At 43.6% G+C, this 14,390-nt stretch carries 7 protein-coding genes; 3 read left to right on the forward strand and 4 right to left on the reverse strand.

Annotated elements, in window-relative coordinates:
- Positions 1-14: 14 nt before the first annotated feature.
- The 3 genes from AAEY78_RS05905 to AAEY78_RS05915 form a co-directional block, all read right to left on the reverse strand.
- On the reverse strand, positions 15-1,139 hold the full coding sequence (locus AAEY78_RS05905) for a tetratricopeptide repeat protein (RefSeq protein WP_352338124.1): 1,125 nt from the start codon (positions 1,137-1,139) through the stop codon (positions 15-17).
- 265 nt (positions 1,140-1,404) lie between these two features.
- Positions 1,405-2,043 carry a 2-polyprenyl-3-methyl-6-methoxy-1,4-benzoquinone monooxygenase gene (gene coq7 / locus AAEY78_RS05910; protein ID WP_502943696.1) on the reverse strand — a complete coding sequence of 213 codons (639 nt, stop codon included), beginning with the start codon at positions 2,041-2,043 and terminating at the stop codon, positions 1,405-1,407.
- Positions 2,044-2,372: 329 nt separating this feature from the next.
- On the reverse strand, positions 2,373-3,695 hold the full coding sequence (locus tag AAEY78_RS05915; protein WP_352338128.1) for an MFS transporter: 1,323 nt from the start codon (positions 3,693-3,695) through the stop codon (positions 2,373-2,375).
- 426 nt (positions 3,696-4,121) lie between these two features.
- Between AAEY78_RS05915 and AAEY78_RS05920 the strand changes: the two genes are divergently transcribed.
- Complete coding sequence (locus AAEY78_RS05920; protein ID WP_352338129.1) at positions 4,122-7,550, forward strand: autotransporter assembly complex protein TamA; 3,429 nt, start codon at positions 4,122-4,124, stop codon at positions 7,548-7,550.
- Positions 7,551-7,737: 187 nt separating this feature from the next.
- Positions 7,738-12,735, forward strand: coding sequence for a translocation/assembly module TamB domain-containing protein (locus tag AAEY78_RS05925; RefSeq protein WP_502943697.1), 4,998 nt, complete (start codon positions 7,738-7,740; stop codon positions 12,733-12,735).
- Between the two features lie 130 nt (positions 12,736-12,865).
- On the opposite strand, the gene hemP is transcribed toward AAEY78_RS05925, so the two are convergent.
- Positions 12,866-13,024 carry a hemin uptake protein HemP gene (hemP, locus tag AAEY78_RS05930; RefSeq protein WP_502943698.1) on the reverse strand — a complete coding sequence of 53 codons (159 nt, stop codon included), beginning with the start codon at positions 13,022-13,024 and terminating at the stop codon, positions 12,866-12,868.
- Positions 13,025-13,254: 230 nt separating this feature from the next.
- Between hemP and AAEY78_RS05935 the strand changes: the two genes are divergently transcribed.
- Positions 13,255-14,322, forward strand: a complete 1,068-nt coding sequence (locus tag AAEY78_RS05935; protein ID WP_352338135.1) for an NUDIX domain-containing protein — start codon at positions 13,255-13,257, stop codon at positions 14,320-14,322.
- The last annotated feature ends 68 nt before the right edge of the window (positions 14,323-14,390 follow it).

Below are 14,390 nucleotides of genomic sequence, written 5' to 3' on the forward strand. Positions count from 1 at the left end.
TTTGATTCAGCACTTTATGTTGCAGGTTTAGCACTAGTATTGGTTGATAAATCCCAAATATAATATTTGCCATCTTCAACAAGCTTAATCTGCTGCGGAATAATAGCATTGTCTGGATTTTGTTTTTCAAGACGACGCAAACGATCTAATGCTTGGCTGCGACGATCACTCAATAAGTCTGACTGTGCCAAACTTTGCTCTGCCTCTGTATAACCGAGCGCAACGGCACGGTCAAGATATTTTTGCCCTTCTTTAAATCCGCCGCCTTCTGATAGCATCATACCGTAAAGGAAATTCGCCTCAGCACTGTTAGGGTTGATTTTGATAGCGCGGTCAATATATTTGCCACCTCGCACCGTGTAATCAGAACCTAAGTCTAAGTTGCGTCCCATACCATTTAACTTAGCGGCACGTAACAGCACGTCATATGACGCATCTGATGCGCTAGCATAAGGCTCAATCCAATCAGTCAATACTTTGATTTTTTCACGAGCGGTATGGCGCTGAGTACGGTTAGGGAAATTTGGTGGATAATGACGGGCATGTGGAGAGGTGTCTTTAATAAAGTCGTCAAGCAAGCTAACATCTAGTTTTTCGATATCAGAGTTACGTTTTTGCGCAACGATAATGGTTGGCACAAAGCTAACATTGGCAATGCTGGCTTGTGGCATTGGAATATTACCCAATTGACTGTTTCTAATATCATTGCCTGCTTTAGTGCCCGTATTCGCGTTGTTTGCAATAATAACCGGTGCTGGCTGCACTGCTGAACCTGTGGTTGGCTTTTGCGCAAAAACGATAGGCAATGGTTTAAGAACCGTTACCTTTGGCGCATACGCAATGTCATCAGTAGCAGCGTCAACTACAGCGTTGCTCTCAATAGCGGTATTTACGGTCTCAGGTGTTCCAACTGCGGTAGCAGTAGTGCTGGAAACAGAACCAGCACGGCGAACCACACGCTTGCTAGAATCAATGGCGCTAGGCGCTGTACTGGTTACCGTTGTAGCGGCTGGTGCTGATGTACTTTCAGCCGCGACTGCTGGCACAGCAAACATCATAGAACAAGCAGCTGCTAGGGCAGTAACTGTCGCAATCTTATGCGATTTTTTAAAGGAAGTAGGCTGGCTAATGGTCTTCATAAAAATAATTACCTTTATTGATTTGATTAACTTAATGTAAATAATGGAATGGGACTGATTACGTATGCTGATTCTAATAAACAAATACTATTGTCTATCGTTATAAAAATTGTACAATCTTGATGACTTTATAGATAGTGACCTTAACAAATGCGTAATAATATTGGCAAGTAATTGTTAAATGACATCATTAAATAAGCATCATTAAATAAGCATCATTAACAAGCAGCGTATCCTATCTTGAATGTCTGCTATAAGTAAAATATTATAAATGGTAAGCGGTAGCTTTCATCACATTTGCCATCCAACGCATGACGAGACGTACGGGCGCAGATAGAATCGAGCCACCATTTTGCAGTGCTAATTCCCGATGATGTAATTCTTCAATATCCATTTGCGCCAGTATCTCACGTGAGCGTGTATCCTGCTTCGGCAGCTGTCCAATATGGTCTTGTAAATGTTCGCTGACTTGCGCTTCCGTTTCTGCGACAAAACCTAAGCTAAACTCATTAGAAATTGCGCCTGCGACCGCTCCTAGCCCAAAAGACATTGCATACCACAATGGTGTAAAAAGACTGGGATGGCTACTAAGCTCACGCAATCGAACCTCACACCATACCAAATGATCGACCTCTTCTTCGGCAGAATGTTGCATGGCTTGCTTGACAGCGTCGTCTTTAGCGCTAAACGCTTGCCCATGATACAAGCCCTGCGCGCATACCTCACCAGTATGATTGATACGCATCAGTCCAGCCACATGGCGCGCCTCTGTAATACTCAATTTAGGGATAATATCCGTACTGACAGGTAAGGGACGAGTACTTGGATTTGAATGCGGAATAATCGCCCGCAGCGCTCTATCGACGCCCAGTAACCAATAATCCGCCGTAGACAAGGAACGCAGCGCCATAGTTAGCTCCTAACTAAAATAATATATGACAGTAAAAATGACAGCAATAATGGAAATAAGAACAACAACAATGGGGTTTATAAAGCAACAGCAATGGGATTTATAAAGCTTAAAATTACTCAAAAGTCACGCCATTGCAAATAGTCTTCGGTAAGAAAGGCAGTAATAATCCTAATTTTAGCCGACTAATTTTGCTCTACTATAACAAACAATCTGAAATATCGGCACAAGAATTGTTAGCATACCTACCATTTAACTGACACGTCTGTAACTGAATGTCATATAAAACCTTGTAACTTTAAACTAAGTCTTTTAGCCCCACCTTATTCATCTTGCGTCTCAATAGTTGCCTGACCGATGTGACTTTTTAGCTTCAAGTATAAAAATACGCCAAAGACAATATTTAGCAATCCAGTGACTAAGAATAATTGCGGTAATGACATCTTTAAGCTGTTTAATATGACAATTGCAAAGATAGCAGAGCTGACCATAAATATGGCGTTAAAAATATTGTTCGCGCCGACAATACGAGCGCGATGACTTTTGGGCGCATAAGCCTGCATTGACGCATATAAAGGCACGATATATAAGCCGCCGCTAAAGCCTAACAAGAATAAATCGGCGAATACGCGCACCGTACCCGGTATATTAAAAAGCTGCCCAATGCCTAATAGTGAATTCTGATTTATATCAATGCTCAGTCCCGATAACGAGAAATATAAGTCAATGGCAAAGATACTTAAGCCTGCTATGCCAAAGGGCAACAGCTTGAGGCTTACCTGATTTTTGGTCAATGTTTTACATAATAGTGAACCGATGGAGACACCTACTGAAAACAGGGTCAGTAGAAAAATCACCACAGACTCATCACCATGCAAAATCACTTTACTAAATTCAGGGGTTTGCGTTAAAAAGGTCGCGCCATAAAACCAAAACCAGCTATTACCCAAAATCACAAAGAATAAAAAAGGCATCGAATATAAATAACGTACCGCTGACATACTGGTGGTAAAAATATTCCAATTTATCTTTAGGCTTGGCTGCATCGCTGGCATGTCAGGAATAGCGCGTGACGCAAGGTAGCCTAATACGGCGACTATTAATACCACTCCGCTAATCCAGTACAAGGGTTGATGCAGCTGTGTCAGCACCCCTGCGATAATCATACCAAGTAAAATAGCTAGCGAAGTGCCCATTTGGAACAAACCATTGGCACCGACCAATTCATCTTTTTTCATTGCTTGAGGCAAATACGCATATTTAATAGGACCAAAAAACGTCGATTGCGTCCCCATCAAAAATAAGGCAACAAATAACAAGGCATACCATTCAAAAACAAAACCAACGGCAGCAATCACCATAATAGACAGTTCAAGCAGCTTAGTAAAACGAGTCAATTGGGACTTCTCATACTTATCTGCCAGTTGCCCCGCCAACGCTGAAAATAAAAAATACGGCAAGATAAATAACATTGCCGCTAAGTTATTTAAGATACTTACTGCCACCCCAAGCTGGCTGGCGGCAGTATAAGTGAGCACCAATATCAGCGCTTGCTTAAAAATATTGTCATTAAAAGCACCCAAAAACTGGGTTAAAAACATGGCGCTAAAACGGCGACGCTTGAATAGTTGAAACTGGTTTGCCATGAGGGCTCCTGCAAGCGGACAATATTGATTAACTTCACTTACTAATATTAAAAAAGTAATAAAAAAATAGGTTAACGGGTTATGATTTCAAATCAGCCATAACGATAAACGAATCATAAGTTAGGCAATTGATAAGTTATTTGAGCATTCTGATAAGCGTGTCTAACGGTATTTTTACGCCCTCATGTCGACATGACGCGTTGTTATAACAAATGGGAGCATAAACGTAGCATTACTTAACATACGCTTTACAGAGATTAGACCGTATAATAGCAAGGCTGTGCCAGAAATACATGCGTTAGACCTATGATTTAGCACTTATCTCAGTTATGATTTGTAGATTTTATGCATTTATTTTCACCCCATGCCATAACACGATTCATCGGTAACTTATGATGCCGTATGCAATGATAGGAAAAAGTGCTCATGAGTTGTCCGCCTTCACCGCCATCGTACCTACAATCAGCCGTATCACACTGCGCTTATCCACCAAAGAAGTGTGACAGACGGTGGCAACAGGGTTATTCTGCCTATCCACGCCGCCATTTCGCTCATACGGCGTTATGTACTGCTATTGCCAGTGGCATGGTTGGGTTGGGTGCAGCACCAGCCATGGCATCTGAAGCTGATCCGCTCGTTAATAGCCGCCAAGCCAGCTTAGTAAAGGGTACTAAAACCGGCGGCGCTAGCGCAGATAGGTCTCAGCTCGATACCGCTCTTGATGCATTACGTTTAAAACAAGCGGTGGATCAAGGCATTATTGAGCCTTCGGTATTAGAGGAGTATAGTGCGCAAAATTTTGGGAGCGGTAGTAAAGAGAAGGGCAAGCAAGAGAAAAATGCTAAAAGAGCATCTACCAACCCAGCAGAAAATCCTTCGCAAAGTACTTTAAAGTCATTTACCGATAATTTGCATCAGCAAGCCCTTAATGTACAGCAGCAAGGTTATCAGATGCTGACGCCTGCACAAATTGAGCAAGAGCTTGCAGCAGTCAATAACGCTACTCGGCAACGTAGAAATGGACAAGGTGATAATGGCAGTAACAATAATAATGCCTTTAATGCCCCGACTGCCACAATAAATGGCAGCGCGCCCCCTATTGGCTTCGATGTGACGCTCGATGCAGCCAATCTACCAGCACCCACTAATTTGGAAACATTAGCTTCGAACAAGAGTGACACAGCAGAGATAATGGCGCGTCCTGTTAGTGTCAGCGATGCGGTGTCCAGCAGACCAGTTGATAGCAGTCGCGATATCTTGCAGCAGCCTGACGCATTGCAGGCATTAGCAGAACAAAATCGCAAGCCTACTCGTGAGCAACCGACTGTCCCAGATAAGGCGTTAAATCCAGAGGATTATCTGCCAAGTTATCAGCCAGCAACAGGAACCCAAGTCGTCGTTGGTAGCATGGTTGAGGCGTCAAAACCCAAACCACGCGCTCGTAGTAAGGGCAGCTTTATTAAACGCGCGTACAATCGTTTATTTAATGGCGGCTACAAGGCATTGCCACACGTTGAAACCACCGTTTACTTACAACAAAGTGTCCCTAATGCTGCGCCGATACTGATAAAAGCTGACAGTAGTGTCCAGCCGATTAATAACATTCAAGCCGCGCTTGATGACACCACGGTACAGTCGGTACAAGATTTTACTGCCGCCTTACCACGCCTGCGTCAAATAGCAATGGATGCGGCAAAAGCGGTCGGTTATTATGATATTACCCTGCGCTTACGCCAGCCAAACAGCGATTCAATTGACGTGATTATCGAAAAGCTTGGTGAGCCTGTTTGTGTTGATAGCAGAGTGATTGATATTCGCGGCAAGGGTAGTGAACAGGCAGAGTTCATTGCCCTTAGAGAAAAATTAGAAAAAATTAATACAGCTGATACCTGTCAACCAGATAAAAAAGGCGAAGTCTTTAATCATGGTATCTATAAAGACAGTAAGGCGGCGCTCGAATCGTTAAGCAGGACTTATGGTTACTTTGATCAATATTGGCTTAATAAATCGGTCGAAATCATTTTACCGGATAATATTGCAGACATATCACTGGTCTATAACACCGGTGAGCGTTATCAGTTTGATGATGTAGTATTTTTTACTTATGATAAGGCATCAAAAACACTTACCACAGACCCTGATAAGTTACCGGTCGAACCGTCTTTATTACGCCAGCTTTATGATTTTAATGCAGGTGACCCTTTCTATCGCCCTGACATTACCAAATTTACGAATGATTTATCGGCAACCCGTTACTTTAATACCGTTAACGTCGAAACCATTTTGCCACCTGATGGGCTCAGCGCCACCACAACATTAGCTTTCGATAATGCACCTATAGAGGCGGCGTCGCGTAGCCGTGATGATAATGATGGGGCTGATAATGCCTCTACTACCAGCAATGGCGATGACGCTGCGATTTCCAGTGCAACAGATAATGATTTAGAAGGTGCTCCTCAGGTCAAAGATAGCAGAGCGGTGAGCAATGCTGAAAATGATGAAGGTGCTAACAGTACAACAGGTGCAGATACGGTAAATGCTGCAGATATTGCGCCCATTGAGTTTGAAGTGGATGAAGAAACCTCTGAAAAGCTGGCAGCGATTAAGAAGAAAGCCGATCGCTTAAGCCGTTTGCCCAGTGATCGCGTGTTGGATGAAAAATCGGCAGACGCAGACAGTATTTTAGGCAAAATTAGTGACTCTGTAAGTAGCGTAGCCAAAAAATTATTCCCAGATGATGAGCTATTAATCGCGGACGAGAATTTTGTACCGCCAACCCTTGAAGGTCGTATTAGCCCTGAACAAGTACAGCAAACGAAGAAAGTGCCACTTTATGTCTTTGTATCAGCGGACAAGCCGCGTGATGCGCAACTGGGTATTGGTTATGGTACCGACACAGGCGTGCGCGCAACCGGCAAGATTGACTACAATTTAATCAACCGTAAAGGCTATCAGGCAGGTGCTGAGGTTGCGCTCTCACGGATTAATAAAAACGGCACCGTATATGCCAGCCGACCGTGGAAGCATCCGCTCAATGATAAATTAGAAGCACGTTTAACTTATGAAGAGGAAACGATTGACCAAGGTGAGGGTAACTTTGACTTATCCACCAAAACTTTAAAAGCAGCATTAGCCCGTAATATCCACCGTGAAAATGGTTGGGATAGTAGCTACTTTATGCGTTATCGCTTGGATCAGTTAGAGACCGGCGTAGATGCAGCCGCTTTTGAAGATTTACCTGTGCGTTTTGCCTCATCTAAACCCAAGCAGCAAGCGTTGCTATTCGGCTACGGGGTTAGTAAAACAACGGCTGATAGTGCCACCAATCCAACGCGCGGCTATCGTCAATATTATGGGATAGAGGCGGGGGCAGATAAAGCATTTAGTGATACCAATTTAGCCATCATTCGTGCTGGCGTCAGCGGTATTTATACCTTTGGCGAAGATAAAAAGCATCAAGTTTTGGGTAGCGTCAATACTGGATATATTTGGGCAGATGATTTTTATAATGTGCCGTACAAGCTGCGCTTTTTTGCTGGGGGCGATCAAAGCATACGTGGCTATGATTACAACAGCTTGTCACCAATAGATAAAGGCTATTTGTCAGGTGGGCAAATACTAGCCGTTGGTAGTGCCGAATATAACTATGAAGTGAAGCCTGGTCTGCGCGCGGCAGTATTTAGCGACGTGGGTAATGCTTATGATAAAGATTTTAAAACGGATACCAAAGTGGGCGTGGGTGTCGGCGTTCGCTGGGCGTCACCGGTCGGTGTGGTTCGTGTTGATGTGGCAGCTGGCGTGACAGAAGACGAGATTCCAGTTAGACTGCATCTCTTTATAGGTTCACCGTTATAAAGTGTATATTATGAATAATAGCGTCGCAATGACGGCGCTACTATATAAGTAGTAGCCCTATAATTACTAGTATTACAAAAACGTTAGCACCAATTGTTGATATTGTTGATGAGGCTAATTTAACAGCCGATAATACATACCGTTATTTTTAATTTATTCATACACTTTTTAAACCCAGTTGAGAGTCATATTGAATCATACGACCCCGCCGCCTGAACCGCCATTGGTTGAAGATCCTGCCCAACGAGATGCGCGCGCGGTACGCCGCTGGTATCCGCTGTCTTTTGTGATTAAATTACTCATACTAATGCTCATAGTCTTGGCTATTATGTTTGCAATATTCTTTTATATGGCAGGCACGGACGCGGGTACAAAGTTTATTTTAGATAAAATCAGCGATGAGTCCGGTATTGAGATTCAGTATGGCGCAGGCAATCTGCGCGATGGCTTATTGGTCACTGATATTGATATTAAGGTAAACGAAGATTTAGAAGTACTGGTGGATAAGGCGTATGTCAAAATTGGCTGGCGGGCAATTTTTGCCAAAGAAGTACACTTGCGTGACGCGAATATTCAGCGTATTGAGATTATCAATAAAAAACCGCCTACTGGCGAACCATTTGATTATAAAACCCTTAAGCTACCGGTAAACTTGCGCCTTGACCACGCGACCATTCAATCTATTGTCTATAAACAAGATCCGAAAGAGCCTATTATCATTCATAACATTACTGCGCGCGATGTGACTTGGGTTGATAGTCTGGTCACAGTTGGACGCGGTAATTTGTTATATGGTGATATCGTCAAAGTCAGTGCATTACAGGGCAATATTGATTTGCAAGGCGATTATCCGCTCGATTTGACCGCCATTGCTGAAGTTAGTGCTTTAGAGAAAATTTATGTCGCCCCGCTTGATATTACGGCAACCGGTAGCTTAAAGCGCACAGTAGGTAAGGTGCGCAGCCGTTATAATGAAGGCGATGTGCGCGGCGATGTGGTAATACAAGGCTTGGATGCCAATGCACCATTCCAAGCCAGCTTACAATGGGATGATATTCTCATTCCTTATGCTGATGCGCAAAACATTCGTCTAAAAAGTGGGCTATTAACCGCGGATGGGGTGCTCTCAGAAATTCGCCTGCGTATTAATACCGATATTACTGCTAAAGACATTCCTTCAGGGCATTACCGTGCGCGCGGCGTGATTGCCGACAGTCAGCTGCGGATTGATAGACTGAATGCCAATGTGCCCGCTGGGCGCTTATTTGCGCAAGGTATCTTGGACTGGAAAGACAGTTTTGATGCCAAAGTATTGGCGACAGGGACTAATTTTGATATTAGAAAGGTTATCCCCAAAGACTATGCCGACTATAAGGTGTATGCGCCGCAAAAGCTCAATGGTGATTTGTCCGTTCATTATCAACAAAAAAATAGCGCAGGCAATCTACAGTTGAATGCCGATTTGCGCCAGCGTGATGGCGAGCATGTCAATGCTAAGATTATCCGCGGTAAGACTCCAGTAAAATCGAAACAAAAAGCCCCGTGGTATATTGATGCCACTTGGCAAAATATCATCCGTAAAAACCTACCAAATATTGGCAATGTTGATAGTCCACGCGGTCAAGCCAGCGTTATTCTTAGTGGCTCGCAGCTATCGGTTGATGCCAAAGCGTTGGTAAATGAGCTGAATGTCGCGCCCAAAGGCAATTATGATGTCAAGCTGCGTAAAGCAGGCACAGTAATTGACATCAATCGTCTCAATTATAATGGTATTGTTGGCGATTTATCCGGTAGTGGACAGATTCAGCTGGCAACCAAGCAACGTCCGTTAACCTGGCAGATTGATGCAAAGACTAACGGTTTACTACCCAAAAAATATCGCAGTGATTTACCACTTGAACGTCTAACGGGTCGCCTCAGTGCACGCGGTCGCTTGCTGAATATCAGTAAAAATAAAGTCAAAGGTCAGCGCCATATTATCAGCTTTACGAATACAGATATTCAAGCAAAGCTGGATGCCAGTCAAGACAGTCGTGCTATTGGCATTACTGGCAGTGGGGATGCCAGTGTTGATATTATCGGCGGTAAGCTGTCGATGTTTGATGCGCGTTTTGATGGCAATATTGATACCAAAGACGTGCCCAAAGGTCGGTTATCAATTGATGCGGCGGGTACGCCTGAGATGGTCAGTTTCCGTAAGCTAAATTACAACGGGGAAGCAGGCGCTGTACAAGCCAAAGGCGCGCTGGATTTACGCAACAATATCGGCTGGACGTTAGCCGGACGTTTTGATAACTTCAATGTAGGTTACTTTCTGCCAGCTTATGCCGCCATTGTTAGTGGGGATTTGACCACCAGTGGACAGTGGCAACCTGCGCCCAAAAACAATCCAAAAGCTGCGGGTAAATTGCAGCAATTTGCAGTAGATTTTGATGGCGTTTTAAAAGCGGAGCAGCTGCCTGAGGGTAAACTAAGCATTGCGGCAAATGGTGATGATAAGCGTATTCGTATAGAGCGCTTTCGTCATGTGGGTGCAGCAGGTAGCATTGATGCCAGCGGCAACGTTGATTTGACCCAAGGCATTGCTTGGAATATCCAAGCTAAATTGGATAAATTTAACCTTGGCTATTTCCTCAAAGATACCCCAAGCGTGATTACAGGTTCGGTAAATACTGACGGCATTTGGACAAAGGCACAGCAAATCATTCATATAAACCAAATGAATCTAAGCGGTATTTTGAAAGGTCAGGCAATCAGTGCCCAAGGTAGTTTAGCTGCTAAACTGCGTTTGCCAGAAGATTTAGCCAGTTATTTTAAACGCTTGCAAGCTCAAGAAGCTCAAGCCCAGTATCAACAAGTTAACGCCTTAATTGACAGTTTGGTTGCAGATAATTTGGTCATTCGTTGGGGTGATAATTATGTCACAGCAAACGGTGATGCGCGCCAGCTACAAGCAAAAATTAATATTACCAACCTTGATCAGTTATCAGAGAAGCTAAGAGGTAAAGTCACAGGCGGTGCTACGTTATCGCAGCCTGCCGGACAGGCGCTACCGACCATCTATATTGATTTAATAGGTGAGCGTATCTCGCTACCTGGATTTATTTTAAGCCAAGGACGTATTCGCGGTAAACTGGTCAATCTTGCCAATAGTCCAAGCCAATTGCTCGTAGATGCTCAAGGCTTGCTGGTGGCAGGACAATCTTTTAAAGATATCTCCGCCTATTTTACAGGCACAGAGCAGGCGCATACTGTTGATATAGAAATGGCAAATGAAAAGCTGGAAGTGGCGGCGCGGCTACAAGGTGGCTTTAATCGTCAACGTCTCGATTGGTCGGGGGTCATTGGTAATGGGCGCGTACAGTCTAAATATGCCACCTTAAACCAGTTACAACCAGCGCAATTGATTGTGAATTTACCGCAAACACAAAAAGGCGCGGCAGGCGACTTAAAAGTACAATTGGCAGCGCATTGCTGGCAAGCAGAAGACCAAACAGGCAAGCTATGTTTGCGAGAAAATCTCATTGCTTCAGCAACATCAGGTCAGGTTAATCTTGCCGTGCAAAAACTGGATAGTTCGTTATTTGCAACCTTTTTGCCGGACGATATTGATTGGCAAGGTAAGATTGACGGTAGAGCCATACTTGGCTGGCAACGTGGCAAGCCGCCAACAATTAACACCACTTTGTACTCTGATAATGGCAAAATCAGCTTGATTCAAGATGGGGACAGCGTCCCTGTTACCTTGCCATATAAGCGGGTGTCACTGATTGCGTTGTCAGTAGAAAATGGCTTGAAGTTGCGTACCGATATCAATACTGGCGGCGGTGCACGCGGTTATGCCGAAGTGCTGGTCGACCCTTATAAAAATCCAAAACCTATCTCCGGAGCGCTGGTACTTAATGAGCTAAATCTGGCTATTTTTAAACCTTTCTTCCCCGGTATGCGCGTGCTAGAAGGCAATATTACCATGCAGGGCGGACTTGGCGGTACGCTCACTCAACCGCAAGTTTATGGTAATGTGAAGCTGGTCGATGGTCGCATTGCCTTGTTAGATTTGCCGGTGAATCTATCGAATGTGAATGCTGAAGCTAAGATTGGCGGTACGGAAGCCATCATTGATGGCAAGTTCAATAGTGGTGCTGGCACAGGTACGTTAGCAGGTACCATTAATTGGCAAGAAAAACTGCAAGCCAAGCTAAGCATTAACGGTGAGCGTCTGGTATTGACCCAGCCGCCATTATTATTGGCAGAAGTGAATCCAGATATTGATATCATCGTGCGTCCGGGTGATCGTTATGTCAATATTGAAGGCGCGATTAGCGTGCCTTCTGCCACTATTCGTCCGCCTGAAGCCAGCGAAGATATTATCACCCAGACGGAAGATGCCGTGGTGCTCGATCGTAGTTTAATCGGTAATATTGAAGAAGTACTGGCGATATCAAAGCCGTGGTCTATCAATGCTGATATCGGAGTTGATTTGGGCGATGATGTTAATTTCCGCGGTTTTGGTGCCGTCATTCCGCTGGCAGGTGCACTAAATATCAACCAACGTGGTCAAGGTGTCATGCGTGCCAAAGGCGTCATTCAAGTATCACGCCGTACCAATGTTAATATCTTTGGGCAAAGCTTAGAGCTCAATTATGGACAAGTACGTTTTAATGGCGATGTGATGAAGCCCAATCTTAGTATTGAGGCAGTTAAAAACATCAGCGGTAAAACTGTTGGTCTGCGCGTTAAAGGCAATGCCGAAAGTCCTAATATCGTAGTCTTTAACAATGCAGGACTTACGCAGCAACAAGCGATGAATGCCTTGGTTACTGGACGTATTAATAATACTGGTGCTACCCAAATCAGTGAGCAAGGATTTAAGTCAGAAGTCACTAATAATCTAGCAGCAGCAGGTTTGAGCTTTGGCTTAAGTGGGACGCGCAGTTTGACCAATCAAATTGGGCAGGCACTTGGACTGCAAAGTCTAACCGTTGATGCGTCAGGTACTAGTGAGGATACTAATGTCAATGTCACAGGCTATGTAACGCCAGACTTATACATTCGTTATGGTGTTGGTGTCTTTAATGCGCAAAACAGCCTGTCCATTCGCTATCAGCTCACGCGACGCATCTATATTGAAGCCACATCAGCAGCGGAAAATGCAGTGGACGTGGTATATAGTTGGCAGTTTTAGTGAAGCAATGATTTGAATCTGTTTGTGTCATTAGAGATTTTGCAAATAAAAAACGCCTTATCGAAGGCGTTTTTTATTATGCGTTTTTATTATGTAAGAGACGTATCGTCAATAACTAATGCATTAAGCGCTATTTGGTTAAAATTAAACGATTATTACGGGTTAAGCGTAGGCGATATTCTTCCCCTTCATGCTCAATACGCACCTCTTTCGTCAATGCAAATAAATGCTGAGATTGTAATGTCGGTAAACGGTTGTCACGGTGATTTAAATAACGAGAGATAACCATGCTCATAATCAATTCCTTAATATAGGCAGTATAGACAGCCAAATAATAAATAACAAAAAGATAGAATGTAAGGTCTTATTAACGATAATAATTATCATTTACATTCATATTTTTTGCAAGTCATTAATAAATTAAAAGACTGGTTTTATGTAAACTTGTGTAATTTAGCATTCCATTACTAATCCTAAATCCTCGCCGTTGTTTTCCAAATCCAAATATGGGACATTCATATGCTCAGTAACCTTAAACCTGCATCCACTAAAATTGTTAACGTTGCGATTGCTGTTATTTATTATCAAGATAAATATTTGCTTGGCTTTCGTCATCACGCGCAGCATCAAGGCAATAAGTACGAGTTTATTGGCGGCAAAATAGAAGCGAATGAAACGGCGACCAAAGCGCTGATACGAGAAGTGGGCGAGGAAGTTGGCATTGATATCAGTGCTAATGCAGTGTTCAAACTTGGACGTTTGCACCATGATTATGGCGATAAGCAAGTATGCCTACAGGTCTATAAAGTTGCTCTGACAGATACCCAATTTACCGAGAATCAGCATAAAAGCTGTGGGTTAGAAGGACAAGCGCTGATTTGGGCGGATAAAAATGAGTTACTGTCGGGAGTATACCCACTGCCGGCTGCCAATAAAACAATCCTGACTTGGTTGCAGCTGCCGACTCAGATTGTCATTACTTATCCATTAGCGCATTTTACAGCAAAACCAAACGCAACAGCGGCATGGCTAACGTATCATCAGCAACATTTACCACAACAGGCGTGGGTTTACCTGCGCATTAAATTAAATGAGTCCACAGACGTTAGTGATGAAAGTCCGCTGATAGAAAGCCAACTTATGGAGCAACTATTAACGTTGCGTCCAGACATTCAAAGTATCGTACCGCATAATAACAACGCTTCATTCGCAACCAATGCTCAATGTAAAGCCTACCATCTTACCCAAACCGAACTGATGAATAACGTGCTACGAGATTATGTTATTGATCGACCGCTCCTTATCAGTTGTCACGATGCCGACAGTATTCAAGCCGCCAACCAACTTGCAGCCAGCCGCTTAACAAAGCAGCAATCACCCGTTATTGGAATTTTTTTATCGCCCGTATTAGCCACTCAAACTCATCCTAACGAGCAGCCACTGGGTTGGAAAGCTTGGTCAATATTGGCGCAATTGGCGGATATGCCAGTTATAGCCTTGGGCGGATTATCACCTTCCATGTATCAGCAAGCTACTAATTATGGCGCTACAAGTATTGCTGGTATAAGGCAGTTTATGAGCAGTTAACTGCGCTATAAATATAGATATCAAGCGCGAAATATACAATTATGCTCGAAATAAATGACGCATATAAT

It is taken from the genome of Psychrobacter sp. 16-MNA-CIBAN-0192, assembly GCF_040309565.1.
Lineage (GTDB): Bacteria > Pseudomonadota > Gammaproteobacteria > Pseudomonadales > Moraxellaceae > Psychrobacter.